Origin of the sequence: Lachnospira pectinoschiza (genome assembly GCF_020564355.1) — a bacterium.
GTDB classification, from domain to species: domain Bacteria; phylum Bacillota; class Clostridia; order Lachnospirales; family Lachnospiraceae; genus Lachnospira; species Lachnospira intestinalis.
The window spans coordinates 1-26,389 of record NZ_JAJCRR010000004.1; the positions used below are offsets into that span (position 1 = coordinate 1).

Below are 26,389 nucleotides of genomic sequence, written 5' to 3' on the forward strand. Positions count from 1 at the left end.
GGTTTGCAAAAAGAAACGGATAGAACGAGAGTTATCCAGAGGATAATCGGATGAAAAAGAATTTTAATGTGCAGTTTTGAAGGAACAGGAATATAAATATTTAAAATATACAGGCTGTTGTGTTTCGGTACATAACAGCTTTTTTGTTGTATAAGTTTGTTGTAAAACTTTATCTTATATAGTTAAAATTTATATAAAAATGTCATCATAAATAATTTGTGTAAAAATGTATAGTAAATTTAGGCATTTTGTTGACAAATGTCAGAAAGTGTGGTAATTGTTATTATAACAACACAAATAATATATAAATAATAACACATGGTGTTTGCAAAAAGAAAGGCGAGTATATGAATCAGTTAAAAGTATATGAAATGCGGCTCAAGATTTATCTTTTGCAGGACATTTCACAGGAGCAGACGTATGCGGTTTTTGCCAATTATATTGACAGCTGTCTGGCAAAAAATGAATCACTGTTGGAATTGCATGAAACAAACTGTTATAAGCAGTATTGCTTCGACCAGCCGTATCCGCTGGAAAAAGACGGTATTTATAAAGAGGGGAAGGTATATACCGTAAGAGTCAGAACTGTCAGTGATAAACTGGCACAGTATTTTGCAGATTATCTGGCAAATCATTACAATCATCAGATAAAAGGTCTTACAGTAAAAATCACGATTATCCCTCAAAAATTTATTTCACAGATATTTTCAATTACACCGGTTGTTATAAAGTGTGACGGTACCGGATCGGACAGACAGGCAAAAGGTTACTGGAAGAAGTGTATTTCATTTGAGCAGTATGAGGAACGGCTGAAAAGTAATCTGATAAAGAAGTATAACCGGCTGACCGGTGAAAAAATGAACGAAGATTTTGATTTATACCGGCAGATTGAGTTGAAAAACCATAAACCGATAGCCGTTCCGTATAAAGGCAGAAAACTGCTGGGGGATAAAATTTGTTTGCAGGCGGCGGAAAATGAACAGGCGCAGGCATTGCTTTATATGGCACTGGGAACTGGTCTGGGAGAAATGAATGCGCGTGGCTGCGGTTTTGCAAATTACAGATATTTGTAAAGGGGGGGATTTGATGTTACAGGAATGTATGGAAGTGTTCCGGGAGAATTTTAAGCAATACTCGGAACAGTGGGTTCTGGATAATTATGTTCCAAAAGACGGTACCTATCTTTTTATTAATATTGATGACAATTTTTCTGTGGGAAACCCTATTGAAATTAAAACCGATAGAAAAACAGGGAAAGTACAGGGACAGGAAACCTCGGAATATCAGTTGATTTCATTTTTAGATTATTACAGTAAATTGATAGAGATGAATAAACCGGTTGATTCTACAAAGCAGATTCATTCCAATAATTTCTATGCGTTTTTTGTCAAAAAAGAAAGTCTGGAAAAGAAACTGACAGCAGAAAGCATTAGCGGTTATTATGAGGTTTTGAAAAATCCGGAAAAGAAATACAGTAAACCAAAAGACAGTTCATTGTATGAACTGGTGGAGGAGAAACTCGGTAAAGTTGATGTAAAACAGGCAGAAAGAATCGAAAACTGGGTAAAGGCAGAACTGAAAAATTGTATTGAGACCTTGCATATTGATACGTCAAAGAAGGATTACTTTAAAATATTTTTTATTGGAAATGATGTAGAACAGTCCAAAGAGAATATAAAAAGAGAAGGATTGCGGTATATCGAGCCGAATATTTTCAATAAAAATGATTATAATCAGCAGGCGGAAAATAGTATCAAGGGACTACCAAGTAATAATATGAGTTTGAATGCCAAGAAGCCGTTTCTTGAAAATAAGACCAGAAAAACAACTGTACCATATCTGCTTGAATTAGATGATGCAATGATGCAGATGTATTTTTTTGATTATTTGTCAGGGCAGGCGGCAAAGGGCAAAACCAACATTTATATTGATTTAGATGAAAATAAGATAACTGCCTGCGGTGACAGTGAACAGGCACCAATGATTGAAACCGGTATTTATCTAAGGATACAGACAGGCAAGGAACTTGAAATTCACTATATGGGCAGGATAACTGGTTACAAGCCGGATTTGGACAGACCGTTTACGATGAAAGAAGTCCTGAAAATACAGGATAAAGCCATGGAGAACTTTGAACAGGGTTATGGACGGAAAAATAAGCTGTGGCAGGTAGAAGTACTTGTTGATGATGTTCTTTTTTCAAAGCGGTTAAAGTACAATTACTTTACTAATCCAGAAGATTTATCGTTTCATGATAATGTTTTAAAACAGGAATTGGTGAAGTACAGGGAACAGTTTTTTAGCTGGTTCGGACAGGGCAAGGCATGGGGAATAGCGCAGACAATTGATAATATGTCATGGCGGTTAATTGTTCATTCAATAATACAGGGAAACAGAACAAAAGCGACACATCAGTTGAATTTGTGGATATCTATGATGGATTATTTTAATAATGACGGGAGGTATGAAGAAAACATGTCAAAGGTAAGAGATTTGTTAAAGGCACATATTGATGAAAAAGAAGAATGGGATTTTGAAAGCGCAGACGAATACTGCTATGCAGTGGGACAGTTAATGAATACTTATTTAAGTTTAAGTAAATCAGCGAATAAAAACCTATCTTTTATTAATCCGCTGTTGCAGACAACAAGCAATGAAATGATTAAAAGAACTGTATTGCAGATGTTTAAAAAATACAGTTATGCAATTACAGATACCGATTATAGAATAAAAAATCTGTATGGTCATGTTATACAGTATGATATGACAGGAAAAGAAGTAAATCATTATTTTTTGTCAGCGGGATTTGTAGACGGTAATTTAGTGTATACCAAAAGAGAAAAAGAAGAACAGTAAGCAGGAAAAGGGGTATGGATAATGAGTAAAATGAATAAAAGAGTTTATGGGGTATTAGGAATTTCATCAGTAATGGCAAACTGGAATGCAGATTTTTCAGGTTTTCCAAAGACAACAACTAAGGGACAGTTTTTCGGCAGTGATAAGGCATTAAAATTTCCGATGAAAAAGATGTGGGAAGAAGCGGGAGAAAAGGTTTTAAATATAAAGTCATTTACAGTTTCAAAACCAGATAAAAACGGAGCGGTTTTTCTTGTGCCGCGTACATTGAAAGAACGTTATGAGTATATTTTTGGTGTAGAAGATATGAAAAAAGACAAGGATATTAAAGTAATATTAAAAAATTTATTTTCGGCGATTGATGTGAAAAATTTTGGTTCAACCTTTGCAGAAGCAGATGCTAATATTTCTATTACAGGTGCTGTTCAGATTGGTCAGGGATTTAATCTGTATAACGGCTCTGAAACACAGGAACAGAATATTTTATCGCCGTTTAAAGACCCAAAAGCGGCAGAAAAGAATAAAGAGGGAAAAGATGCCAAAAATTCCACATTGGGAACAAAGATTGTCAGTGATGAAGCACACTATTTCTATCCGTTTGTGATTAATCCGAAAGTATATGACAATTTTGAGCAGCTTGGAGTAACCGAAGGTTACACAGAGGAAGATTATCAGAAGTTTAAAGAAGCGGCATTAAAGGGAACAACCAGCTTTGCAACAAATTCCAAAGTCGGCTGTGAAAATGAATTTGGACTGTTTATCGAAACAGAACCGACATTATACCTGCCGAATATGGATAAGTATGTGGCATTCACAAAAGGTGTGGAAAAGAATACTATTCAGGTAAAGGCAAAAGAACTGCTTCATGATGTAAAAGACAGAGTATTATCTGTCGAGATTTATTATAATTCACATACAACGGAAATTGTCAGTGATATTGAGGGCGTGAAGTATTTTGATATTTTCACCGGAAAAGAGATTGCAAAGCAGTAGGCTGAAAGGTGTGGGGCAGATGAAGGTTTTAAGATTTACGCTCAGCGGAAAGCAGGCTTTTTTTAAAAAGCCGGAAGTGAATAAGTATTACTATTTCACGTATGGACATATCCACCGTGTTGCATTACTGGGACTTTTGGGAGCGGTTATGGGATATTCGGGATATGCTCAGATTGGACAGAAGAAGCAGACAGACGTACCGGAGTATCCTGAATTTTATCAGCAGTTAAAGGATTTAAAAACAGCGGTCATTCCTTGCTGTGAAAAGGGAAGTTTTCCGCAAAAGATGATAGCGTTTAATAATTCGGTGGGATATGCGTCTATGGAAAAAGGCGGAAATCTGATAGTCCGACAGCAGTGGCTTGAAAATCCCAAATGGTATGTATATATTATGCTGGACAGTGAAGTCGCAGAGGTTGTTGCGGATAGTATTATTGGCAGAAAGTGTGTCTATATGCCGTATCTTGGAAGCAATGACCACCCGGCAGACATTACCGAAGCAAGTATGATTGATGCAACAGAGGTGGAAACGCCGAAAAAAATCGACAGCTTTTTTGTACGGGGAGATGCCGTGGTTGATTTAGACGATTTTGAACAGGACAATCCATATAAGTATGAGGAAGCACTGCCGGTACGACTGGATTTAGCATTTAATATGTATGAATACGAACGGTTTGTACTCACAAATCTTGCCGTTTCAGAAATACAGAAAAAAATTTATGCGGTTGATGATATTGACGGCAGGACATATCATATAGCATTTTATTAAAGTGAAACCATAGCTGGAAAGACATTAGATATTGGACTCCGGCTATGGTTTTATGCATTTTTATGAAATGTTTTATGGAATTGAGGAGAAAAAGATGAAGGAATATATTATACCTATTGAGGATATCATTGTAAAACCGGAGTTATTTTATGCACATTGTGACCGGGGCAATGGGAAAAATCCGGAGATTTTAAAAGAACATGTGGGCAGATGTTATCATTATTTTGAAGAGCTGTGGGAACATAAAAATTTTAAGGCAGTATTTGAAAATTTTCAAAAAGAACTGGCACCGGAGCTTTCCGATGAGGGGATAAAATTGTTTTACAGCCTGATAGTAAACGTCATTATTTTTCATGATTGCGGGAAAATTAACCCACGATTTCAAAGTATAAAAATGAAAAATACATTAAAAAAATGGACAGCAATAGATTGTCTGGACGGAACAAAACATTCTATACTGTCTGCGGCAATTTATTTTGACTATTTTTATGAGAAGATACAGGAAAGTCTGTTATCAAAAGATGAAAAGAATATGATTCATGTATTCATGCTGGTAAATGCTTATGTAATATCAAGACACCATGGAAATCTGTCGAGGTTTGAAGAGTTTCTGGAAGAATTTCAGCCAAACCGGCAATTAGCAGATATTTTTTCGTGTATGAATCAAGGTAATTTTACGGAAGTATATCATGGACCGTTTTGTAAACGAGACTGGCATATGATGAATATGCCGAGGCAGAACACAAGGATATATCACAGCTTTTTAGAGAAGCAGTCTTCGCACGCAGGATTGTATACGTATATAAGATTTTTATTTTCAGTGTTGGTATCCTGTGATTATTATGCGACATCGGAATATGACAACGGGATAGAAATGAGTGCGTTCGGAACGATTGAAAATACGGAGTTTGCCACACAGTATGAACAGTCGGAGCGGGTAAAACAGATTCGCAGATTTAATCCGGAGAGCTGTGTTGATGATAAAAAGGATATTAATATTTTGCGGAATCGCATGTTTTATGAGGCAGAGCAGACATTGCTTGAAAATAAAGATGCAAATGTCGCTTTCGCCGAAGCGCCGACCGGGGCAGGGAAGTCGAATCTGGCAATGAATTGCAGTCTGAAATTATTGGACAAAAATATCAATAAGATTTTTTATGTGTATCCGTTTAATACGCTGGTCGAGCAGAATTACGATACGCTTGAAAAAATATACGGGCAGACAGACATTTTTAAAAGTATTGCGGTCATTAATTCCATTACGCCGATTCCGCTAAACGGAACAAGAAAATTCTGGGAAAATCTTGATAAAGAAGAAAATGAGAAATTTTATCAAAAAGCGCTGCTGGACAGGCAGTTTTTGAATTATCCGTTTATTTTAACAACGCACGTCAATTTGTTTCAAATTATGTTTGGGTGTGAAAGAGAAGCGGCAATCAGTTTTTATCAACTGGCGGGCAGTGTTGTGGTACTGGATGAGATTCAGAGTTATAAAAATGTGCTTTGGACAGAGATTATGATGTTTTTGCAGTGTTATAGCAGACTGTTGAATATGAAAATCATTATTATGTCGGCGACACTGCCAAAGCTGGATATGCTTACCGGAAATCATGAAAAGGTTGTAAATTTGATTGAAAATCCTGAAAAATATTTTCAGGACGCACGTTTTAAGAAAAGAGTGGCATTGTCGTATGAATTGCTTTATCCGGATAAAAAGACTGAAATAGAAGAACTATATGCGCATGTTCTGGGACAGGCGCAAAAAGGGAAAAAGATTCTTATGGAATTTATCACGAAAACAAGTGCGGAGAAGTTTTACCATATGCTGACGGAGTCTGGACGGGAGGATTTACAGATATTCTGCATGACGGGGGACGACAATCAGATTGACAGAAAACGCATTTTAAGGGAAATGGATACGGTAGATGAAGATAAGGCGGTAATACTGGTGGCAACGCAGGTTGTTGAAGCCGGCATAGATATTGATATGGACATTGGCTATAAGGATATCAGCAAATTGGACAGCGAGGAGCAGTTCATCGGGCGAATTAACCGGAATTTTAAAAGAAAAGGTGTTGTCTATTTTTTCGATATGGATAATGAAAGTGGTATTTATAAGGAGGATTATCGTGTTGATACAGTGTATACATTAAGAAAAGATGAGATGAAACAACTGCTCGCAGATAAGAATTTTGGCAAATATTATGATTATATTTTAAAAGGAATAAGAAAATACCGCAATGACAGAAAGAATGAAAATGGAATAGAAGCTTTTGTGGATAATGTCAAAAAGCTGGATTTTGTATGGATTTCTCAAAAGATGAAATTAATTGATAAGAATGATGACTGGAAGATGTCAGTCTATTTTGCACGGGAAATTACGACAGATACCGGAGAAATCATTGACGGAAAGCAGGTGTGGGAGCGGTACAGGGAAATGTTAAGCGATATGACAATGAATTATGCGAAAAAACAGATATTGTTATCAGAGGTGAAAAGTAAGATGAGTTATTTTATTTATCAGATAAAAATTGACAATAGCCTGGATTATAATGACAGAATCGGTGAGTTGTATCTGATTGAAGATGCAGAGCAGTATTTTGAAAATGGCAGATTAAATACCGATAAATTTTATTCGCAGGGAAATTTATTTGTGTAGTCCGTATCATTTTACAGATAAAGTTTTGTAAGAATGGGGGTTCATATGAAGGTAAATGGAACGCTGATGAATTACTATTTTCACTGTAAGCGGCAGTGTTATCTGCATGGAAACCGGATGCAGACGAAGAAGCCGCCAAGTGGCAGCTTTACTATTATTTGTACGTTTTAAAGACAAAAGGAATAGTACGGAAAGCGGGTGGATTATGGGAAGTACAAGATATATTATGTCCATGGGAGAACTGACGAGGAAAGACAATTCATTGTGTTTCCGGAAAGACGGAAAAAATGTTTACATTCCAATCGAGAATACGAAAGAAATTTACTGTATGAACGAAGTCACGGTAAATACAAAGCTGTTGGATTTTTTGTCACAGAATCACGTTATCGTACATTTTTTCAATTATTATGAAGGGTACAGTGGTACATTTTATCCGAAAAATCAGTATAACAGCGGAAGACTGATAGTGAAACAGGTACAGGCATATGACAATTCCAGAGAAGTAATTGCCAAAGCGATTGTATGCGGAATTGGCAGGAACATTTACGAGGTGCTGTATCATTATTATAAGCATGATAAAAAGGAAGTCAAGGAAGTTTTAGACTGGATTCGTAGGGAATTTTATGTGAAAGTTGAAAATGCACAGAATGTGAAAGAAATTATGGCGGCAGAGGGCGAAGTGTGGATGCGTTTTTATGGGACATTCCAGTATTTTCTGCCGGAGGATTTTGTGATGAATAAACGGGTGAAAAGACCGCCGGATAATCCAATCAACGCATTGGTTTCTTATGGAAATACGCTGTTGTATACAAAGACGATTTCTGCAATTTACCAGACACATTTAGACCAGCGCATCAGTTTTTTGCACGAGCCGTCAGAGGGGCGTTTTTCATTGAGCCTTGATATGAGTGAGGTTTTTAAGCCGGTCATTGTGTACCGGACGATATTTGATTTAGTAAATAACCGGAAATTGCAGGTTGAAAAGCATTTTGACAAAAAAGTCAATTATTGCTTGTTGAATGAAGAAGGACGAAAAATATTTATTGAAGCATTTCAAGCGCGCATGGAATCGGTATTTGTGCATGACCGGCTGAAACGAAAGGTAACTTACCGGACGGCATTAAAGCTGGACTGCTACAAATTGATTAAGTATATATTAGAAGGGCAGGAATTTATTCCGTTTTCGCTGAAGGATAATCGGTAGGAAGTGAGGGTATATGGCAAAGAAATTGAACTATAATTATGCATTTGTATTTTACGATGTCAATGAAAAGCGGGTGCAGAAGGTCTTTAAAATTTGCAAAAAATATTTATCGCATTATCAAAATTCTGTTTTCCGTGGAGAGATTACACCTTCAAAGCTTATCGGGTTGAAGACGGATTTAAAGAAGGTGATACAGGAAGACGAGGATTTTATCTGTATTATTAAGCTGTTTAATGAAAATGTGTTTGGCGAGGAGGTGCTTGGAAAGAAGGATAGGGAAAATGGTGAGCAGTTGATTTTGTAATACAATGAAAATTTACCAGCCGCCTATCAGTGCAAAATTGCGTGAATCCGCAAAAACAGTGGCATTGCGGTGATTTTGTAAATTTTTTTGGCAAATGGCGCGGTGGCTGGTAAAAATTTTAAAAACGTTGATAAATACTGGGGAATCTGGTATAGTGTATTGTATGGAATGCAGGAAATACGTTGGATTAACTTTAACATGGGATGTATTGAAACCACTTGAACTTTTGCTCTCTGCAAACTCAAATCGGATTAACTTTAACATGGGATGTATTGAAACTCTGATACAGCACTTGCCTCAACAATAGCATTAAAGATTAACTTTAACATGGGATGTATTGAAACTTTCTAATACTGAAAATTCCCCCGGATGCTTTAAAGATTAACTTTAACATGGGATGTATTGAAACTACGCATTAATCTGCGCTTTTATGCTTTCCGTCTGATTAACTTTAACATGGTATGTATTGAAACTTACGGGGTTATGTTGTTTTATGATGTTGTTAGTTAGATTAACTTTAACATGAGATGTATTAAAAGCCACGAACGTCCAAAACATAAGGAATAAAACACTATTTGATGAAATGTAACAATAAAAAACAACATACCCTCTATTTTTACAAAAACCATTCGACATCACCGGCTATTTATGTTATTGTAATAAAAACATTAAGAGGCAGGTAAAGATGGGCTGTATAAATGTAAAAATACATCAATAGCCTGACAGCCGCCGGAATTGGAGGAAAAGATAATGTACGAGATGAAACCGGAATATTATACAGGAATTGCCCAGATTGACGAGGAGCATAAGAAGCTTTTTGAAATCGCAGATGAAGCGTATGAGTTATATAAAAATGAATTTATACCGGACAAATATGACCATATCGCTAAGATTTTAAATGAACTGAGAGATTATACCAAGATACATTTCCAGCATGAAGAAGAATATATGAAAAGCATTAATTACAAGGGAATGTTCATGCAGAAGGTACAGCACGACCAGTTCTGCCAGAAGTTAGATGAACTGGATTTAGAGCATTTAGATGAAAATTCTGAAGAAGTCATTCAGGAAGTGCTTACATTCTTAACAGACTGGCTGGTACATCACATTCTGGAAACAGATAAGAAAATTGCAGAGTAAAAACAATCAGAGATAAAAACAAACTGCCGTATAAAGCGTTGTAAATGTCATCAAGGACAAAAACAAGCGTTTATGCGGCAGTTTTTGTTATGTAGAATAGAAAATGAGAAAAGTTCTCAAAAGCCGCATTGACAGTTGAAATTCAGACATTTATACTATAGAAGTTAGCTAAAACTAACATTTATTTTAAAGACAGAAATTCCCAAATCGGGAATTTTATTTTTTGTTCATAGATTAGCGGTAGCTAACATAGAGTAGCAGTGACAAACAAAATATACACAAGCAGAAAGTAGAAAACAACAACAAACACTAAACAGCAAGTAAGTGAATCAACCAATGAACAAATGAATGAATCAACAAATCAGCAAATTAACAAATTAGCCAATAAGTAAATTCGCAAATAATCAATCAGAGGGGAAGTGGGAAAGCTGGATTCGATAGAATTTTTAAAAATACGAATCTTAGTCAGTTTATTAAAAATGTCACCGGAAAACTGCAATGTAACCAATCTGTCTAAGACACTCGGTGTAGAAAAATATACGGTGAGCCGGGTATTTACGGCGCTGGAGAAGGACGGTTATTTGAATCGCACGGATTCAAGACATCCGCGGCTTGAAAAGCTGGGTGAACAGACGGCGCGTAAATACGCGGAGCGGATGGACATTGCAACAAATCATCTGATTTACGAAGGCGTGACAGAGGCGCAGGCATGTAATGACGCACTGTATTTATCTATGTACTGTTCGGATGAAACTTTTGAAGTGATTCGCAGTATGGAAGAACAGTACCGCATGAAGCATCTGCTTCGTACATATGAACGGTTTGACGGCACGATTTTGTGCAACGGACTGCGGGACGGTCAATATCTGCTTCCGTTTATTATATACAGGGAAACCGTGAAAAACGGCAGCAACATTTCCATGTCCAACGAAGGCTTTATACATCCCTGTACGCTGTCGGTCACGGACGGCAGGGGCATGATTTTGTTAAAGGCACAGCGGGTCGAGAAATATTCCGCGATGACGGGAAGAAAAATGAGCGGAAAGATTAAATGTCTGAAATATTTTGACGGGTCAAAATTTTGTGAAGCACAGCGAAACGGCGATTTGATTTCATTTCCGGCAAGCGTGCTTGAATTTGTCAATATCGGAAGCGATTCCGGCAGGATTTTTCACGGAAGTGTGTGTCTGAAAATGACCTGCTCCGTGGGGATTATGCACATGCCGGAGAGTACAGCAATATTTACACTGTTATTTTAAAATGCTGGAAATACAGCGGAAAGTAGAGAAAAAAATGGAAAAGAAAAAAATAGTGTTGTCTTATATTTTGACGGCAGGAGCACTCTTGCTTTTGTTTTTGTGGGCGGCAAATACGGGAAGTCTGAAGGTGTCGGCAAAACAGTTATTTAGCGGGCTGTTTGTCGCGTATGATGAAAATGTCGCAACGATTTATGATTTGCGTTTTCCGAGAATCTTTATTGCAATGGCGGGCGGCGCGGCAACAGCAGTATCCGGTGTGCTTTTGCAGGCAGTCATGAAAAATCCGCTGGCAGACCCCGGCATTATCGGTGTCAGTTCGGGTGCGAGCCTTACGGCAGTACTGCTTACGGCATTTTGTCCGTCATTGTACTTTTTCACACCGGCGGCGGCATTTTTAGGCGGTCTTGCCGCATTTTTTCTGGTATATGTCCTGTCGTGGAAGGACGGATTATCGCCGCTTCGCATTATCTTAGTCGGTGTGGCGGTCAATGCAATGTTTACGGGACTGATGAGTGCATTTAATTCAGGCACGGGCAGCAGTTATTCCGGAGCGGCAAGCATTGTCAATGCCAATATCACGATGAAAACGTGGACAGATTTTAAAACGTTAATCGGCTATGTGGTGGTTGGACTGATTGCCGCAGTGGTTGTTTCGGGACAGTGCGATTTGCTGGCATTAGAGGATAAGACGGCGCGTTCTATCGGCGTATCCGTGGCAAAAAGCCGTATGGTGATTTCCGTGATTGCGGTACTGCTTGCCGCGATTTCAACAGCCTTTATCGGGGCAATCAGCTTTTTGGGGTTAATTGTTCCGCATATTGCAAGACTGCTGGTGGGCAGCAGCCACAAAACGCTCGTGCCGTATTCAGCCCTGCTTGGTGCGGTCGTACTGCTTCTTGCGGATACAGTCGGAAGAACGATTACCGCACCGTATGAAATCAGTGCTTCCGTGATTATGTCTGTTGTGGGCGGACCGTTTTTTATCTTGTTGCTTAGGAGGTCAAAGCAGGGATATGCAAAATAATAAAGAGAAAAAGAACGTATTTGAAATAGAAAATCTGTCATTTGCCTATGATAAGCATGAGGTGCTTAACAACCTGAATCTGTCATTTCATGAAGGCATTGTCACAACGATGATTGGACCAAACGGCTGTGGAAAATCTACGCTGCTCCAGTTGATGACGAAAAATTTAAAGCCGGCAGGTGGAAAGATTTTATTACAGGGTGAGGATATTGCACAAATCCGGCAGAAGCAGTTTGCACAGTCGGTTGCCGTGGTACATCAGTATAATACGGCGCCGCCGGATTTAACTGTGGAAAAGCTGGTATCTTACGGACGGATTCCGTATCACAAAATGGGCGTTCCGTTTGACAAAGCAAAGGATATGGAGCGGATTGAATGGGCGCTTGAAATTACCAATACCACAAAGCACAAGGATAAGACGGTCAGTCAGCTTTCCGGCGGACAGAAACAGCGTGTGTGGATTGCAATGGCACTGGCGCAGGATGCAAAGGTTCTGCTGTTGGACGAGCCGACAACGTATCTGGATATCCGCTATCAGCTTCAGATTCTGCGGCTGATTCGCAGGTTAAATGAAGAATATGGGTTTACGATTATTATGGTACTCCATGATGTCAATCAGTCGTTGTATTACAGCGATGAAATTGTTGCGTTAAAAGCCGGAAAATGTATTGCGCAGGGAAGTCCCCAGCAGATACTTACGGGCGAACTCATACAAAAAGTGTATGACGTCACGTTAAAAGTATCGGATATAGACGGAAAAAGGTTTATTCTTCCTGTGTAAATTTTATATTTTAAATCTTTTATCTACGATGACAGTCTGTCATCGTGAATAATATTATAAATGATATGATAAATAATAAGATAAAGACTGTTACCGCAAAGACATTTTGTAATGGCTTTTGCGATAACAGTGTTTTATTATCATGTAGAAAGTCCCAAAACATATCAAAAAGTAAATTATAATTATTACAATTCCTTATAAAATGCTTTCATAAAAGCTTCTAAGTCATACTGGTCTTTCATTCCCGCAGTTTCCATGGCAGAGTGCATTGCATAAATTGGAATACCGATATCGGCACTGCACATCGGAAGATTTGCGGCGACCATTGGGCCGACGGTACTGCCGCCCGGATAGTCATTGCGCATATGATTTTGCTGGCAGGCAATATGATGACGGGCGGCAAGCTGTAAAATCACGCCGGTCATATCGTCATCACTGCAATATGCGTGTTTTGCGGAAGCCTTAATGGCAAAGCCGCGGTTTAACGGCATGGCAGATGTAATATCCGATTTTTCAGGGTGCGCCGGGTGTATTGCGTGCGCAACGTCCAAAGAAAGATAATAACTGTGTACAAGGCTTTGCAAAAAGTTTTCTCTTGAAATATTAATGGCATTGCAGATACGCTCCAAAGTATAGGAAAGGAGATTGCCGTTGGCACCGTTTTTACTGCGGCTTCCGATTTCTTCATGGTCAAACAGAACCGCCACGGAAATGCCGTCTGACGGATTAGCTTCAATCAGTCCGGTCAGGCATGCCTGCACCGAAGAAATGTTGTCAATGCGCGGTGCCATAAACATATCGCCGGAAAATCCGGTACGCACCGGTTCCGCATAGTGGTACACAGACAAATCAAAGCATAAAATATCTTCCGGTTTTTCGCCGGTTTCATTGGCAAGAATCTGAAGAAATGTATCGGTGTCCATGTGTTCGTCCATGCCGCATATTGGAAGCAAATCGGTCTGTGCATTGAGGGCGACACCGTCATTCATGGCACGGTTTAAATGAATGGCAAGATTTGGCAAAACTGCCACAGGACGTTTAAAATCCACTAGTTTCAGACGCGGGTGTGCAGATTGTGGATTTTTTAACGCAATCCGTCCGGCAATTGAGAGTGGACGGTCAAGCCATGTACTGTAAATTGCACCGCCGTAAACTTCTGTATTTAAGCGGCAGCCGTTTTTAGAGGAAACGACCGGATTGTATTTGATACGAAATCCCGGATTGTCAATATGTGAAGAGGAAAGCTTCCATACCGGGGTATCGGAAAGGTCTGTGCCGATTTGAAAGCCGAAAACCGTTGTGCCAAACGGGCAGACGGCATATTTTCCACCCGGAACCAGTTCCCATGTGCTGTCCCAGTCCAGTGTTACAAAGCCAGCTTCATTAAGCCTGCGCATGGCTTCTTTTGCGGTATGGAACGGGGAAGTGGAAAAGGAAATGGTCTGTTTTAACTGTTCAAAGGTTTGTTGAATCTGAGTATCCATAAAAAACTCCATTCTGCTGTGTAAGCTGTTTTTTCAAAGTATAAGGCTTTTGCCGTAAAAACTCAAGAAAATCGTCATTTCCGCCGATACTTTTTATATAAAAGTGAGAATCAGAAACAGCAGTTTACAAAAAAGAGGAGAAAGCCATGCAGACAGTACAGTTTAAAGTTTTAAACACCGATACACAGGAAACCAACGTGCAGATGCAGACAGAAAATAAGGCACAAAATACACAGAATACAGAGGTGTCAGGTGTAGAAAGTACCGGAGAAAGCGCAGGAACAAAGAAAAAGACGACCGTTTCCACAGGACAGACCGGAGTTACGGATGCGGAAAGTGCCAAGTGGGTTGCCGGTTTGCAGTTAAAAAAATGTGCTTATGAACAGGTCAGTGCGATAACAGAAAAAATTAAGGATATGCTAGATCCGACTTCGGGCATGACAGATGCACAAAAAAGCTCTTATGACAGAAAAGTAATGAATAAAGTGTATTCCGGCAAGAAGCTGTCGGCTGAGGAAATGCGTTATATCAAAATTCATTATCCGGCATTGTATCCGTATGTGGAGCGGGTGCAGATTCAGCGGCAGGCACTGGAGGAGCGAATCAAGCACTGTCATTCAAAAGAGGAAGTGCAGGACGTTTACAGTGAAGCGATGTTTCATATCAGTGATGATGACCCGGCAAAGCAGATGCTGTATGCCGCATATGATGATGTTTTAAAGGAGTTTAAGAAAACATCGGATTATCAGGAACTTCCCGAAACAAAGGAAGATGCCGAAAAGAAAAAACAGACTAAAAAAGTTTCGTCTGCCGAACCGGCAGACGAAACAGATGATATACAGGAAGATTGGAAAAATGCTTTCCTGTCGGAAAGTACCGGTGTATCCGTAGGTACTACACATACAGATAATCATTTAAGACCGGCCACAAACCCTGCTGTTTAATATCGTCATACATTTGTTTTAAGCTGCGGGTGTCGGCAATTTCAAATTGCTCGTCACCGCAGTCTTTTTCTTCACTGCCTTCATATTTGGCTTCATGGTCGCCGATACCGGTGCTGACACCGGCAGATACCTTGGTGCAGGCAATCTTAATAATACCGTTTCTGAAAGAAGCTGATTCCCTTGATGATACGGTAATTCCGGCATATGGCAGAAAAATGCGGTATGCACATAAAACCTGACAGAGCTGTTTTTCATGTACATCCAGCGGATTAATTTTTTCATTATTAATAATCGGTCGTAACCGCGGACACGACAAAGACATTTCCGCATGCGGATATTTGCGCTGGAGATAATATACGTGCAGTGCCGTGGCAAGCGCATCCTTACGGAAGTCAGACAGACCTAACAGAGCGGAAAATCCGACACCGCGCATACCGCCCATTAAAGCGCGCTCCTGTGCTTCAAAGCGGTATGGGAAGACACGTTTGTGTCCCATGAGATGAAGCGTTTCATATTTGTCGGCATTATAAGTTTCCTGAAAAACAGTCACATAGTCTGCGCCACATTCATGCAGATAAGCGTAATCCTTTGTATTGCACGGATAAATTTCAAGTCCCACATTTCTGAAATATTTTTTGGCAAGACGGCAGGCATCGCCGATATAGGTAATGCTGCTCTTTGATTTGCTCTCGCCCGTCAGCATCAGAATTTCTTCAATGCCGGAATCGGCAATAACCTTCATTTCATGCTCAATTTCTTCCATGGAAAGCTGTTTTCTGTGAATATCGTTATAGCAGTTAAAACCGCAGTAAACACAGTAATTTTCACAGTAATTTGCAATATACAGCGGTGTGAAAATGTAGGTAGAATTACCGAAGTGGTTACGCGTTTCACGCTCGGCGCGCTGTGCCATTTTTTCCAGAAACGGTTCTGCGGCAGGGGAGAGCAGTGCCTTAAAGTCCTCAATGCTGCAGCGGTCGTGGGAAAGTGCAGCTAAGACATCGCGCGCCGTGTATTTGTCCGGCTCATAAGCGTTCATGGCAGCAAGCACCTTATCACGGATATCGGAGGAAATCTGCTCCATGTCCGGCAGATATGCCATGTGGTCTGTACGGGAAGCCGGATTATTTTCCAGTTCTGTTTTTCGTTTTAAAGCGGCAGGACTTAATTTGCCGTTCTGAATAATAAAATCATTTTCCTTTTGATTGGTGTCCATAAAATAAGACCTCTTTTCTAAAAATTAGTTATGTAAAAATCCGGTCAGCGGGTCGGAAGCTTCGCCGCCTTTATTTAATACACGTCCAAGACCGGAAAGGTAGGCACGCCGTCCGGCTTCAATTGCAAGACCGAAAGCTTTTGCCATTTCAGGAATATTTCCGGCAGTTGCAATCGCGGTATTTGCCATGATAGCGGCGGCACCCATTTCCATAGCTTCACATGCCTGTGAAGGCTTTCCGATACCGGCATCCACGATAACCGGGAGGTCAATTTCATCAATTAAAATCTGAATAAATTCTTTGGTTGCAAGTCCCTTATTAGAGCCAATCGGAGAGGCAAGCGGCATGATGGAAGCGGCGCCTGCATTGACTAAATCTCTGGCGGCATTTAAGTCAGGGTACATATACGGCATAACGATAAAGCCTTCCTTTGCAAGAATTTCAGTTGCCTTAATCGTTTCGTAGTTGTCAGGAAGCAGGTATTTAGAGTCGTGCATAATTTCGATTTTGACAAAATCACCGCAGCCCATTTCCCGTGCAAGGCGCGCAATGCGGACAGCCTCGTCGGCATTTCTGGCACCGGACGTATTCGGAAGCAGTGTGACACCCTCCGGGATATAGTCCAGAATATTTTCGCTGTCTTTGGTATTGGCACGTCTGACAGCCAGCGTGATAATCTGCGCACCGGCATCGGATACGGCTGCGCGGATTAAATCCAGATTGTATTTACCGGAACCTAAGATAAAGCGGGAAGAAAAGGTATGTCCTCCCAATGTAAATGTATCATTTTCAATCATAATTTTTCTCCGTTTCCGAGCAGTCTGACTGCTCTGTTTTAATTTAGAATTTAGCCGTGTTGTGAAAATGTTTATCAGCCGCCGCCCATAAACTGCACGATTTCGATAACATCGCCGTCCTGAATCCGTGTATCGGCATAATCTTTTTTGCTGACAATCACTTCATTGCGTTCAACGGCAATGTGGGACAGCACATATCCTTCGGACAGCAGATAATCTGCAATGCTCATGCCGTCCGCCTGCATGGCTTCGTTTCCGTTAATCTGAATCATGGAAAACCCTCCTGTCTGTAGATTTGATAACCCGCTGATGTGTCCGGCATATCCGGGTAAAAGTCTTGTTATAAAATAAAAAAAGACCGCACGAAAGGAAAGCTACACCCGCGGTGGTGTACCCCTTCGTGCGGTCTTACTGACGAACACTCTGTCTGTTATCATAGCATAAAAAATGAATTTGTCAATTTTTTTTGGGAAATTTTTAATAGGTTTCGGGAATGTTCATAGACCTGCAAATGAAAATATGTTAAAATATTAATTAACAAATAGAAAAACGGTAATAAAGTAAAATATAATGGAAAGGGGTGACATTGTAAATGGGCGTATATTTTAATCCGGGGAATGAAAGTTTTGCGAAAGATAAAAATTATAAAATATACGTGGATAAAACCGGGCTGTTAAATGATCTGAATGAGCTGATTGGAACGCCAAGGAACTGTCTTGCCGTCAGCCATGCCAGACGGTTCGGCAAATCCCACGCGGCGGGTATGATCGATGCGTATTACAGCCTTGGAAGCGATTCGGAAAAGCTTTTTGAAGATACCAAGATCGCTCAGAATCCGGATTATAAGAAATATATGAACCGGTACAATGTGATACATCTGGATATTTCAACTTTTTGGGATTCTTACAAGGGAAATATTACTGAAAAAATCGTGGAATACATTTATAAGGATTTTAAGCAAGTCTTTGGAGATGAGTTAAATTACGAAGACAGTTTAAGCTACAACTTAATGATGATATATCAAAAGACCAAGACCCCGTTTGTCATTATCATTGACGAGTGGGACTGCGTTATCCGTAACAGCGAGAATAAAGAACTGGTTCACCAATATTTACAGTTTCTTCATTCCTTGTTTAAGTCGGAAGAATCCAAAGCATTTTTAGCACTAGCATACATTACGGGAATCCTTCCGATTAAGAAAATTAAAGACGAATCGGCGCTGAATAATTTCAGCGAATATACGATGTTAAAATCAAAGCCGATTACGCAGTATTACGGATTTACAGAAGATGAAGTGAAAGTGCTTTGTGAAAGGTTTGACATGGATTTTGAAAGCATGAAGGCATGGTATAACGGCTATCTGATTGACGGAATGCATATGTACAATCCGAATTCGGTGTCCATGGCACTGGCACAGCAGGACTTTGATTCATACTGGAAAAACACGTCTTCATTTGCCTCTATTAATACATTTATTACAATGAATTACGCAGGCTTAAAAGACGATGTGATGACGATGCTTTCCGGGGGAAAGGTTTATGTCAATACCGAAACCTTCCAAAATGACCTTTTTACGGTTTCATCAAAGGACGAAGCACTGACGGCATTGATTCATTTAGGATATCTGGGCTATGACGGGGAAGAAGAAAGTGCTTATATACCGAATTATGAAGTAAAGAAAGCTTATCAGGCGGCATTGAGTACCGGAAGCTGGAAAGAGGTGGCAGAATCCATTGCAAAGTGTGACCGGTTACTGCTGGCAACGATAAAAGGGGACAGTGAGAAGGTGGCAGAACTCGTAGAACTTGCCCACGACACTTACACGTCAGTCCTTAAATATAACGATGAAAATTCATTAAGCTGTGTGCTTACCATGGCATATTTTACGGCACCGGCGTATTACAACATTGTGCGGGAAATGCCGGCAGGGAAAGGCTTTGCGGATTTTGTGTTTATTCCGAGAGCCAATGCCGGACACAGACTGGCAATGGTCGTGGAGTTAAAGCACAACAAATCTGCCGATTCTGCAATTGCGCAGATTAAAGAAAACAGATATCACGGGGCATTGACAGGGTATAGTGATAAAATTTTACTGGTCGGTATTAATTACGATGCTGAAAGAAAGGAAAAGAAGCATTACACCTGCGTGATTGAAGAATGGAACACCAACTAAATAAAAAGTTTGTAAAAATAAAAAACATAGAAGCCGCAGAAGTGATAGTACGCAAGAAAACTGTCACTTCTGCGTTTTTTTAAAATGAACTTGACATATACCCTACAGGGGTATAATATGTGATTAAAAATAAAGTTCAAATATATTGTAGTAGAAATGGAGAAAATATGCAGGAAGAAGAAATGTGCTGTTGTCATAAGCATAAGGAACGCTCTGAAAAAGAGTACCGGGATTTAATTAATCGTTTAAACAGAATAGAGGGTCAGATTCGTGGAATTAAAGGCATGGTTGAAAAGGATGCGTATTGTCCGGATATTCTGATTCAGGTGGCGGCGGTCAATGCGGCGCTGAACAGCTTTAATAAAGTGCTGCTTGCCAATCACATCAAGACTTGTGTCACAGATGATATCCGTGCAGGAAAAGAAGAAACGGTAGACGAGCTTGTAAAAGTTTTGCAGAAATTAATGAAGTAACAAAAGATATAAATAACATGAATAAAGCGAATAAAATGGTGCCGGGGCGCAAGGTTTTTACTTCTACCCACCGGATATCATAAAGACTGGAGGGAATCATAAAATGGAACAGTATACAGTAACAGGCATGAGTTGTGCGGCATGCAGTATGCGTGTGGAAAAAGCCGTATCCAAAGTGCCGGGCGTGACATCGTGTTCCGTAAGCCTTCTGACCAATTCAATGGGTGTAGAAGGCACGGCATCGGAACAGGATATTGTAAAAGCCGTCACAGATGCCGGATACGGCGCTTCCAAAAAGGGAAGCAAAGCGGCAGGAAACACACGGAATGGCAGTACGGCAGCAGGCGGCGGTCCGATTGGTGATGAGGAGCTGTTAAAAGACAGGGAAACACCCGTTTTAAAGAAAAGATTGCTGTCATCGCTGATATTTTTAATCGTTCTGATGTACTTTTCCATGGGGCATATGATGTGGGGCTGGCCGCTTCCGGCGGTGCTTGTTGATAACCATATCGCCATGGGACTGATTCAGATGCTTTTAACGATTGCGGTGATGGTGATTAACCAGAAGTTTTTCATCAGCGGCTTCAAGAGTCTGTTTCACAAAGCACCGAATATGGATACGCTTGTGGCATTAGGCTCGGCTGCGGCATTTGTATACAGCACATATGCGCTGTTTGCCATGACCGATGCACAGGTGCATGGCAATATGGACGGTGTTATGCACTACATGCACGAATTTTATTTTGAATCGGCGGCAATGATTCTGACACTGATTACGGTCGGTAAAATGCTTGAAGCCCATTCTAAAGGGAAAACAACCGATGCTTTAAAGGGTTTGATGAAGTTAGCGCCGAAAACGGCAGTGCTGTTAAAAGACGGTGTGGAAACGGAAGTTTCCATTGAGCAGGTACAGAAAGGCGATATCTTTATTGTACGTCCGGGAGAAAATATTCCGGTAGACGGAAAAGTATTGGAAGGCAGCAGTGCAGTCAATGAATCGGCACTGACAGGAGAGAGTATTCCTGTGGATAAAGCGGCAGGCAATCTGGTATCCGCGGCAACAATCAACCAGTCCGGTTATTTAAAATGTGAAGCGACAAGAGTCGGGGAAGATACGGCACTGTCACAGATTATCCAGATGGTCAGCGATGCGGCGGCAACAAAAGCCCCGATTGCAAAGGTCGCCGATAAAGTATCCGGTATCTTTGTACCGGCAGTTATTACGATTGCGGCAGTAACCATCATTGTGTGGCTGCTTGCGGGACAGAGTGTCGGATTTGCATTGGCAAGAGGAATTTCCGTGCTGGTTATCAGTTGTCCGTGTGCATTAGGACTGGCAACGCCGGTTGCGATTATGGTAGGCAACGGCATGGGCGCAAAAAACGGTATCTTATTTAAGACGGCGGTATCCTTGGAAGAAGCGGGAAAGATTGAGATTGTGGCACTGGATAAGACCGGAACCATTACAACCGGTGAACCAAAGGTCACAGACGTTATCTGCAATAAAGGTGTCACGGAAAAAGAACTGATTTCATTTGCGTATGCACTGGAAAAAAAGAGCGAACATCCGCTGGCAAAGGCAGTACTGGCATATGCCGAAGCAGCGCAGACAGATATTTTTGAAGTGAATAACTTTACGGCACTTCCGGGAAACGGACTGACGGCAGAATATGAAAATGCGGTATTGTCAGGCGGAAATTACAAATTTATCAGTACCCGCACCGCGGTTTCACAGGAAATGCAGGAGCAGTCACAAAAGCTTGCAAATGCGGGAAAGACACCACTGTTTTTTACAAAGGACGACAAACTGCTTGGAATCATTGCGGTTGCGGACGTTATCAAGGAAGACAGCCCGGAAGCCGTCAGACAGTTACAGAACATGGGAATCCGTGTTGTCATGCTGACAGGCGACAATGAACGGACGGCGAAGGCAATCGGCGCACAGGCAGGCGTAGATGAGGTTATCGCAGATGTCCTGCCGGACGGAAAAGACAGCGTTATCAGCCGCTTAAAGCGTGACGGCAGGGTTGCAATGGTCGGTGACGGCATTAACGATGCACCGGCGCTTACGAGAGCCGATATCGGTATTGCAATCGGTGCGGGAACGGATATTGCAATTGATGCGGCAGATGTTGTACTGATGAAAAGCCGTTTAAGCGATGTTCCGGCGGCAATCCGTTTAAGCCGTGCAACGCTTAGAAACATTCATGAAAACCTGTTTTGGGCATTCTTTTATAATATCATCGGAATTCCGCTGGCGGCGGGCGTATGGATTCCGTTCTTTGGCTGGAAGTTAAATCCGATGTTTGGTGCTGCGGCAATGAGCTTATCAAGCTTCTGCGTAGTAACCAATGCGTTACGCTTAAATCTTTTCTCTGTACACAATGCAGAAAAAGATAAAAAAATAAAATCAAAAAAGAAAGTAGAGGACAAGAAAATGGAAAAAACATTAACAATCGAAGGAATGATGTGCGGACACTGTGAGGCAAGAGTAAAGAAGGCACTCGAAGCCCTTCCGGAAGTCAAAGAAGCAGTTGTCAGCCATGAAGCGGGAACAGCTGTTGTTACCTTAGAAAGTGCCGTTTCGGATGAAGCATTAAAAGAAGCTGTGGAAGCACAGGATTACAAGGTGATTTCCGTACAGTAATATTGAATTATTTCCGGCACAGTGGTATGATAAGTGGATAATTGCAAATGTAAGGAGTAAGTATGTTTCGGAAAACAATGGAAGAATACGAAGCGGATACCAGAAAAAAACTGGTAATAGATATCCGGGAAAAAGAAGCGTTTGACAAGGAAACGATGCCCGGAGCCCTTCATATGGACAGTGAAACGCTCAAACAGCAGATAAAAGAACTCACAAAGGATCAGACACCTGTTTACCTGCTGTGCCATACAGGACAGCAAAGTGATGCACTGGCAGAGGATTTTGAAAAAGAAGGCTATGAAGTATACAGTATACAGGACGGATTCCGTGCATATCTGCGGTTAAAGCTTCGCACAGTTATGCGTCAGGAGGATTTAAAGGAACAGTGCTGTGCCGATGTGGAACGCAGTATTGTAAAGAAGTTCCGAAAGGAAATCTGGCGGCCGTTTACAAAGGCGATTAATGAGTATGAACTGATTAAAGACGGCGACAAGATTGCAGTCTGCATTTCCGGCGGAAAAGATTCTATGCTGATGGCAAAGCTTTTTCAGGAATTAAAGCGCCACGGACAGCAGAATTTTGAAGTTGTATATCTGGTAATGAATCCGGGCTACAATCCGTTTAATTATCAGGTTATTTTAGACAATGCACAGTTTTTAAATGTGCCGATTACGGTATTTGAATCGGAAATCTTTGATATTGTTGCATCAGAGGAACAATCACCGTGCTATCTGTGTGCGCGTATGCGCCGCGGCTACCTGTACAGCAAGGCAAAAGAGCTTGGCTGTAACAAGATTGCGCTGGGACACCACTTTGATGATGTTATCGAAACCATTTTAATGGGTATGCTCTACGGGGCACAGATTCAGACCATGATGCCAAAGCTGCACAGTACGAATTTTGAAGGCATGGAGTTAATCCGTCCGTTATATCTGGTGCGCGAAGAAGATATTATCCGCTGGAGAGATTACAATCATTTACAGTTTATCCAGTGTGCGTGCCGTTTTACGGAAAGCTGTGCTTCCTGCGGCGGAACGGAGAAAGGTTCAAAGCGTGCGGAAATTAAGGCACTGATTAAAGAATTAAGTGCGAAAAGCCCGTACATTGAAAAGAACATTTTCCGGAGCGTGGAAAATGTCAATCTGAACACAATTGTTGCCTATAAACAAAACGGTCAGAAACATTCATTTTTGGAGGATTATGATTCTAAATATTAAGCAGACACAGTTTGGTGCCGAGCCGGAATTTGAAATCGAAGATACTGCCACAGGGGAAACGCTGGCAAAATGCACATCGCTGAATCACATTTCCACGGAAATCGTATTTGCGGGACAAAATGCGTATACGCTGTCCTTTGAGCCGGTCTTACAGGAAAAGGAAGGCGAAAAGAATGAACTGATGTACGGTATTTCAGAGCATAACCGGCCGGTGGGAGGTCTTTATACGGCAGAGGTCTGTCAGAAAAAGATATTATTTGTATCCGTGGGATATGACTATTATAAAATACAGTTTTACGATAGAGAGTATCAGCTGTATGAAATCGGACTGGGAACGGACCGGCATTATCTTTGTTTATATCAGGACGGACAGACGGCGGCGATTGTGCATAAACCGACAGAAGTAAAAAGCCACTTGGATACCTATACGGTGTATCTGGAGAATGCGCAGTACCGGGATATCGCCTGTATTGCAGCACTGTTTATAGATGGTCTGGAATACAGCAGCAATGATGAAATAGCGGACAGCGCCATTAAGGAAGAATATCTTTCCTTTAATAAAGAGCTGAATTCAAAATTTGATGCCGCATTTTTAGAACGCGTCAGAACAAACAATATGTAAAAAATGCCTTGCCACAATGCTGAGGTTTTATAAGGCAGTATGATAAAGCTTAATAAAACTAAGGCGTTGCAATGGCAGAATGAGGCTTTGACTGTAAAAGGTCAGAGCCTTTTTCTATATTTGAAATCTGCACATTCGTCTTTTCTTTTTGTATTCGGTATAATTAAATTACCAAATACAAGGAGGTTTCAATATGAAAACAATTTTTGAAAATATTAGCGGTAGTTATATACAATAAGGTGATTACCTTTTGCCAAATCTTACACTACCTGATGAAAACGAAAGGCAAAGCGGTGTTTGGGGAATGAGACACAAACGATACTTGAAATCAAATCATCGAGTGCTTTATTACAATCTTCTTACGTCGGGTAAGCTTTACAATTATCTTGCCGATGTTGAGCGTCAGGCAGAGAATTTATTTGAACAGACAGTAAAATCATTTGCCGAGCAGGAGCAAGTTACAGAAAAACTTAAAGCAACTGATATGATGTTGTGGGTGCGAAAGATGAATAATATTCGCAACCGGGCAACAGAAATTGTTAATGAACAAGTGATTTATAGATGAGAAAAAGGCACAACTTACGGAGAATGAATAATTCCGTAGGCTGTGCCTTCGTTTTATTTGTGAGATTCGAATGCATAATCTTAGCGAGCAGACCGGTTGGTTATCCAAACGGTAATTTTCTCGTTAGGGACACCCTAAGACCCGCTTTTTGTATTCGACTTTATTATTGAAAAAACAAAGTGGCTCAATGTTGCAAAGGAAAACATTATTGACATATAATCAAATAGATAAAGCGGTAGGTGTTCGTTATCGCCAAGGAGAAAAAACTGATTTTTCAGAAACAGGTAAGATGCTATATCCCGTTTGAAAAATGCGTAAATTCCGTATGCAAAAATGAGTGTTAATATTATTTTGAAAGCAATTTTCACTTTTGGTGAGAGTTGCTTTTTCTTTTTTATCATTAGGTAAATCATATTGAAATGAAGTCCGAGGTGGAGTGACATAAACACAAATCCCCAATATGCAGAAAGCATATGAATTCTGTTAGCCATATAAGTTGATTTTATATTCAAAAAAGTGAATAAATGCCTTGAAACGACTACACCGCTGACGATTGAGCCGACAAATGATATAAGCACAAGCAGGACAAGAATGTTTTGAAAAATTCTTATAGGTGTTTGCCTGCCTTTTGCTAGATGCATTGCCCAATTTATATTGAGTACGTGATGAACGACAAAAAGTACAAACATAACAACGCCTACAACTTCGTGTGCAGTTGAGCCTAAAAGCTCGTAGGACATCAAAAGGAGCAGAGCAAATGTCATCAAAATATCAACCATCGGCTTTAGCTTTAATTTTGTTTTTGAGTTCATACGGTTTTGTTTAAATCTTCAGCCTCTTTGCTATTCGTTGCCATTCCCATATATTCCATACCGTAAAGTCCGGCAAAGCGTTTCATTGTGTATTCGCCTGCATCAAGCATCCACTTTTCAGGTGCTGCACCTTGAAATACAAAATATAACTTTCTGCCTGAGAGTTCGCTTTCGTCAAGCTTGCCGTAAAATCGGTCTAAAACATTGCGAACAGAACCGCAAATATTGTGCCAATAAAGAGGAGAGCCGATAACGATTGTGTCAGCCTCTTTCATTTCTTCAATCACTCTGTCAAGTCCGTCATAAGGTAAAGTTTGACCGTATGAGCCGATTGTGAAGTTGGTTAAATTAAGTGTTTCGTATTCCTTGCCGTTCAAAAGAATTGAAGCAAGACGAGCAGTATTTCCGTTTTCGTTCGGACTGCCGTTAATAAAAAGAATTTTCATAAT

Annotated in this window: 26 protein-coding genes and 1 CRISPR repeat array; of the genes, 20 read left to right on the forward strand and 6 right to left on the reverse strand. The window is 40.5% G+C overall.

Features of this window, described 5'->3' with window-relative positions; genetic code table 11:
* Nucleotides 1-347 precede the first annotated feature (347 nt).
* The 13 genes from cas6 to LI288_RS08835 all read left to right on the forward strand — a co-directional run bounded on the left by cas6 (nucleotide 348) and on the right by LI288_RS08835 (nucleotide 12,989).
* Entirely contained in the window at nucleotides 348-1,073 is a 726-nt protein-coding gene (gene cas6 / locus LI288_RS08780; protein WP_227090131.1) for a CRISPR-associated endoribonuclease Cas6, read from the forward strand.
* 13 nt (nucleotides 1,074-1,086) lie between these two features.
* Nucleotides 1,087-2,856, forward strand: coding sequence for a hypothetical protein (locus LI288_RS08785; RefSeq protein ID WP_227090132.1), 1,770 nt, complete (start codon nucleotides 1,087-1,089; stop codon nucleotides 2,854-2,856).
* A 21-nt stretch (nucleotides 2,857-2,877) separates the two neighbouring features.
* Nucleotides 2,878-3,849: a type I CRISPR-associated protein Cas7 gene (locus LI288_RS08790; protein WP_331464620.1), complete on the forward strand. Its 972-nt coding sequence runs from the start codon at nucleotides 2,878-2,880 to the stop codon at nucleotides 3,847-3,849.
* Nucleotides 3,850-3,868: 19 nt separating this feature from the next.
* Nucleotides 3,869-4,618 (forward strand): type I-B CRISPR-associated protein Cas5b, encoded by a 750-nt coding sequence (gene cas5b, locus LI288_RS08795; RefSeq protein WP_227090133.1) that lies wholly within the window; start codon nucleotides 3,869-3,871, stop codon nucleotides 4,616-4,618.
* Nucleotides 4,619-4,712: 94 nt separating this feature from the next.
* Complete coding sequence (cas3, locus tag LI288_RS08800) at nucleotides 4,713-7,277, forward strand: CRISPR-associated helicase Cas3' (RefSeq protein WP_227090134.1); 2,565 nt, start codon at nucleotides 4,713-4,715, stop codon at nucleotides 7,275-7,277.
* Between the two features lie 45 nt (nucleotides 7,278-7,322).
* Nucleotides 7,323-7,448, forward strand: a complete 126-nt coding sequence (locus LI288_RS14780) for a Dna2/Cas4 domain-containing protein (RefSeq protein WP_331464621.1) — start codon at nucleotides 7,323-7,325, stop codon at nucleotides 7,446-7,448.
* Complete coding sequence (locus LI288_RS14785) at nucleotides 7,436-7,522, forward strand: hypothetical protein (RefSeq protein WP_440311447.1); 87 nt, start codon at nucleotides 7,436-7,438, stop codon at nucleotides 7,520-7,522. Before LI288_RS14780 ends, LI288_RS14785 begins: the two co-directional genes overlap by 13 nt.
* The gene (gene cas1b, locus LI288_RS08810) at nucleotides 7,483-8,481 is read left to right on the forward strand and encodes a type I-B CRISPR-associated endonuclease Cas1b (RefSeq protein ID WP_227090135.1); all 999 of its coding nucleotides are present in this window, start codon (nucleotides 7,483-7,485) and stop codon (nucleotides 8,479-8,481) included. The genes LI288_RS14785 and cas1b overlap by 40 nt, the downstream gene beginning before the upstream one ends.
* A gap of 13 nt (nucleotides 8,482-8,494) precedes the next feature.
* Nucleotides 8,495-8,785: a CRISPR-associated endonuclease Cas2 gene (gene cas2 / locus LI288_RS08815; RefSeq protein ID WP_022431369.1), complete on the forward strand. Its 291-nt coding sequence runs from the start codon at nucleotides 8,495-8,497 to the stop codon at nucleotides 8,783-8,785.
* 185 nt (nucleotides 8,786-8,970) lie between these two features.
* Nucleotides 8,971-9,325: direct repeats of the CRISPR family, unit length 31 nt; unit sequence GATTAACTTTAACATGGGATGTATTGAAACT.
* A 210-nt stretch (nucleotides 9,326-9,535) separates the two neighbouring features.
* Complete coding sequence (locus LI288_RS08820; protein WP_022431370.1) at nucleotides 9,536-9,925, forward strand: bacteriohemerythrin; 390 nt, start codon at nucleotides 9,536-9,538, stop codon at nucleotides 9,923-9,925.
* Nucleotides 9,926-10,344: 419 nt separating this feature from the next.
* Nucleotides 10,345-11,184 carry a MarR family transcriptional regulator gene (locus LI288_RS08825; RefSeq protein WP_227090136.1) on the forward strand — a complete coding sequence of 280 codons (840 nt, stop codon included), beginning with the start codon at nucleotides 10,345-10,347 and terminating at the stop codon, nucleotides 11,182-11,184.
* 34 nt (nucleotides 11,185-11,218) lie between these two features.
* A complete protein-coding gene (locus LI288_RS08830; protein WP_227090137.1) occupies nucleotides 11,219-12,208 on the forward strand; it encodes a FecCD family ABC transporter permease in 990 nt (329 codons plus the stop codon).
* The gene (locus tag LI288_RS08835) at nucleotides 12,198-12,989 is read left to right on the forward strand and encodes an ABC transporter ATP-binding protein (protein WP_227090138.1); all 792 of its coding nucleotides are present in this window, start codon (nucleotides 12,198-12,200) and stop codon (nucleotides 12,987-12,989) included. The genes LI288_RS08830 and LI288_RS08835 overlap by 11 nt, the downstream gene beginning before the upstream one ends.
* A gap of 185 nt (nucleotides 12,990-13,174) precedes the next feature.
* Here the strand turns inward: LI288_RS08835 and LI288_RS08840 are convergent, their stop codons facing one another.
* Complete coding sequence (locus tag LI288_RS08840) at nucleotides 13,175-14,473, reverse strand: M18 family aminopeptidase (RefSeq protein WP_227090139.1); 1,299 nt, start codon at nucleotides 14,471-14,473, stop codon at nucleotides 13,175-13,177.
* Nucleotides 14,474-14,619: 146 nt separating this feature from the next.
* Here LI288_RS08840 and LI288_RS08845 point away from each other — a divergent pair, with 146 nt between their 5' ends.
* Nucleotides 14,620-15,417 (forward strand): hypothetical protein, encoded by a 798-nt coding sequence (locus tag LI288_RS08845; RefSeq protein ID WP_227090140.1) that lies wholly within the window; start codon nucleotides 14,620-14,622, stop codon nucleotides 15,415-15,417.
* On the opposite strand, the gene thiH is transcribed toward LI288_RS08845, so the two are convergent.
* The 3 genes from thiH to thiS form a co-directional block, all read right to left on the reverse strand.
* Nucleotides 15,368-16,633: a 2-iminoacetate synthase ThiH gene (gene thiH, locus LI288_RS08850; RefSeq protein WP_227090141.1), complete on the reverse strand. Its 1,266-nt coding sequence runs from the start codon at nucleotides 16,631-16,633 to the stop codon at nucleotides 15,368-15,370. The two genes, LI288_RS08845 and thiH, sit on opposite strands and share 50 nt — an antisense overlap.
* A gap of 24 nt (nucleotides 16,634-16,657) precedes the next feature.
* Nucleotides 16,658-17,431, reverse strand: a complete 774-nt coding sequence (locus LI288_RS08855) for a thiazole synthase (protein ID WP_022431377.1) — start codon at nucleotides 17,429-17,431, stop codon at nucleotides 16,658-16,660.
* Nucleotides 17,432-17,505: 74 nt separating this feature from the next.
* On the reverse strand, nucleotides 17,506-17,703 hold the full coding sequence (thiS, locus tag LI288_RS08860; protein WP_227090142.1) for a sulfur carrier protein ThiS: 198 nt from the start codon (nucleotides 17,701-17,703) through the stop codon (nucleotides 17,506-17,508).
* Nucleotides 17,704-18,023: 320 nt separating this feature from the next.
* Between thiS and LI288_RS08865 the strand changes: the two genes are divergently transcribed.
* The 6 genes from LI288_RS08865 (at nucleotide 18,024) to LI288_RS08890 (ending at nucleotide 25,128) form a co-directional block, all read left to right on the forward strand.
* Complete coding sequence (locus LI288_RS08865; protein ID WP_227090143.1) at nucleotides 18,024-19,604, forward strand: AAA family ATPase; 1,581 nt, start codon at nucleotides 18,024-18,026, stop codon at nucleotides 19,602-19,604.
* Between the two features lie 167 nt (nucleotides 19,605-19,771).
* On the forward strand, nucleotides 19,772-20,077 hold the full coding sequence (locus LI288_RS08870; RefSeq protein WP_227090144.1) for a metal-sensing transcriptional repressor: 306 nt from the start codon (nucleotides 19,772-19,774) through the stop codon (nucleotides 20,075-20,077).
* Nucleotides 20,078-20,180: 103 nt separating this feature from the next.
* Nucleotides 20,181-22,724, forward strand: a complete 2,544-nt coding sequence (locus LI288_RS08875) for a heavy metal translocating P-type ATPase (protein ID WP_227090145.1) — start codon at nucleotides 20,181-20,183, stop codon at nucleotides 22,722-22,724.
* A 62-nt stretch (nucleotides 22,725-22,786) separates the two neighbouring features.
* Nucleotides 22,787-23,941, forward strand: a complete 1,155-nt coding sequence (locus LI288_RS08880) for an ATP-binding protein (protein WP_022431381.1) — start codon at nucleotides 22,787-22,789, stop codon at nucleotides 23,939-23,941.
* Nucleotides 23,925-24,563 (forward strand): hypothetical protein, encoded by a 639-nt coding sequence (locus LI288_RS08885; protein ID WP_227090146.1) that lies wholly within the window; start codon nucleotides 23,925-23,927, stop codon nucleotides 24,561-24,563. Before LI288_RS08880 ends, LI288_RS08885 begins: the two co-directional genes overlap by 17 nt.
* 250 nt (nucleotides 24,564-24,813) lie before the next feature.
* Nucleotides 24,814-25,128 carry a TnpV protein gene (locus LI288_RS08890; protein WP_227090147.1) on the forward strand — a complete coding sequence of 105 codons (315 nt, stop codon included), beginning with the start codon at nucleotides 24,814-24,816 and terminating at the stop codon, nucleotides 25,126-25,128.
* Nucleotides 25,129-25,262: 134 nt separating this feature from the next.
* On the opposite strand, the gene LI288_RS08895 is transcribed toward LI288_RS08890, so the two are convergent.
* Together LI288_RS08895 and LI288_RS08900 are read right to left on the reverse strand one after the other, a co-directional pair.
* Complete coding sequence (locus tag LI288_RS08895; RefSeq protein ID WP_227090148.1) at nucleotides 25,263-25,940, reverse strand: DUF4405 domain-containing protein; 678 nt, start codon at nucleotides 25,938-25,940, stop codon at nucleotides 25,263-25,265.
* The gene (locus LI288_RS08900; protein ID WP_227090149.1) at nucleotides 25,937-26,386 is read right to left on the reverse strand and encodes a flavodoxin family protein; all 450 of its coding nucleotides are present in this window, start codon (nucleotides 26,384-26,386) and stop codon (nucleotides 25,937-25,939) included. Before LI288_RS08900 ends, LI288_RS08895 begins: the two co-directional genes overlap by 4 nt.
* Nucleotides 26,387-26,389: the final 3 nt, after the last annotated feature.

Bases quoted from the DNA above. Each gene is read 5' to 3' on its own strand.
- LI288_RS08840 (WP_227090139.1), bottom strand. From the start codon at position 14,473: ATGGATACTCAGATTCAACAAACCTTTGAACAGTTAAAACAGACCATT.
- LI288_RS08820 (WP_022431370.1), top strand. From the start codon at position 9,536: ATGTACGAGATGAAACCGGAATATTATACAGGAATTGCCCAGATTGAC.
- thiS (WP_227090142.1), bottom strand. From the start codon at position 17,703: ATGATTCAGATTAACGGAAACGAAGCCATGCAGGCGGACGGCATGAGC.
- cas6 (WP_227090131.1), top strand. From the start codon at position 348: ATGAATCAGTTAAAAGTATATGAAATGCGGCTCAAGATTTATCTTTTG.
- LI288_RS08870 (WP_227090144.1), top strand. From the start codon at position 19,772: ATGCAGGAAGAAGAAATGTGCTGTTGTCATAAGCATAAGGAACGCTCT.
- LI288_RS08790 (WP_331464620.1), top strand. From the start codon at position 2,878: ATGAGTAAAATGAATAAAAGAGTTTATGGGGTATTAGGAATTTCATCA.
- LI288_RS08895 (WP_227090148.1), bottom strand. From the start codon at position 25,940: ATGAACTCAAAAACAAAATTAAAGCTAAAGCCGATGGTTGATATTTTG.
- cas3 (WP_227090134.1), top strand. From the start codon at position 4,713: ATGAAGGAATATATTATACCTATTGAGGATATCATTGTAAAACCGGAG.
- LI288_RS14780 (WP_331464621.1), top strand. From the start codon at position 7,323: ATGAAGGTAAATGGAACGCTGATGAATTACTATTTTCACTGTAAGCGG.
- LI288_RS08830 (WP_227090137.1), top strand. From the start codon at position 11,219: ATGGAAAAGAAAAAAATAGTGTTGTCTTATATTTTGACGGCAGGAGCA.
- LI288_RS08875 (WP_227090145.1), top strand. From the start codon at position 20,181: ATGGAACAGTATACAGTAACAGGCATGAGTTGTGCGGCATGCAGTATG.
- cas1b (WP_227090135.1), top strand. From the start codon at position 7,483: ATGGGAAGTACAAGATATATTATGTCCATGGGAGAACTGACGAGGAAA.
- thiH (WP_227090141.1), bottom strand. From the start codon at position 16,633: ATGGACACCAATCAAAAGGAAAATGATTTTATTATTCAGAACGGCAAA.
- LI288_RS08835 (WP_227090138.1), top strand. From the start codon at position 12,198: ATGCAAAATAATAAAGAGAAAAAGAACGTATTTGAAATAGAAAATCTG.
- LI288_RS08885 (WP_227090146.1), top strand. From the start codon at position 23,925: ATGATTCTAAATATTAAGCAGACACAGTTTGGTGCCGAGCCGGAATTT.
- cas5b (WP_227090133.1), top strand. From the start codon at position 3,869: ATGAAGGTTTTAAGATTTACGCTCAGCGGAAAGCAGGCTTTTTTTAAA.
- LI288_RS08900 (WP_227090149.1), bottom strand. From the start codon at position 26,386: ATGAAAATTCTTTTTATTAACGGCAGTCCGAACGAAAACGGAAATACT.
- LI288_RS08785 (WP_227090132.1), top strand. From the start codon at position 1,087: ATGTTACAGGAATGTATGGAAGTGTTCCGGGAGAATTTTAAGCAATAC.
- LI288_RS08855 (WP_022431377.1), bottom strand. From the start codon at position 17,431: ATGATTGAAAATGATACATTTACATTGGGAGGACATACCTTTTCTTCC.
- LI288_RS08880 (WP_022431381.1), top strand. From the start codon at position 22,787: ATGTTTCGGAAAACAATGGAAGAATACGAAGCGGATACCAGAAAAAAA.
- cas2 (WP_022431369.1), top strand. From the start codon at position 8,495: ATGGCAAAGAAATTGAACTATAATTATGCATTTGTATTTTACGATGTC.
- LI288_RS08865 (WP_227090143.1), top strand. From the start codon at position 18,024: ATGGGCGTATATTTTAATCCGGGGAATGAAAGTTTTGCGAAAGATAAA.
- LI288_RS08845 (WP_227090140.1), top strand. From the start codon at position 14,620: ATGCAGACAGTACAGTTTAAAGTTTTAAACACCGATACACAGGAAACC.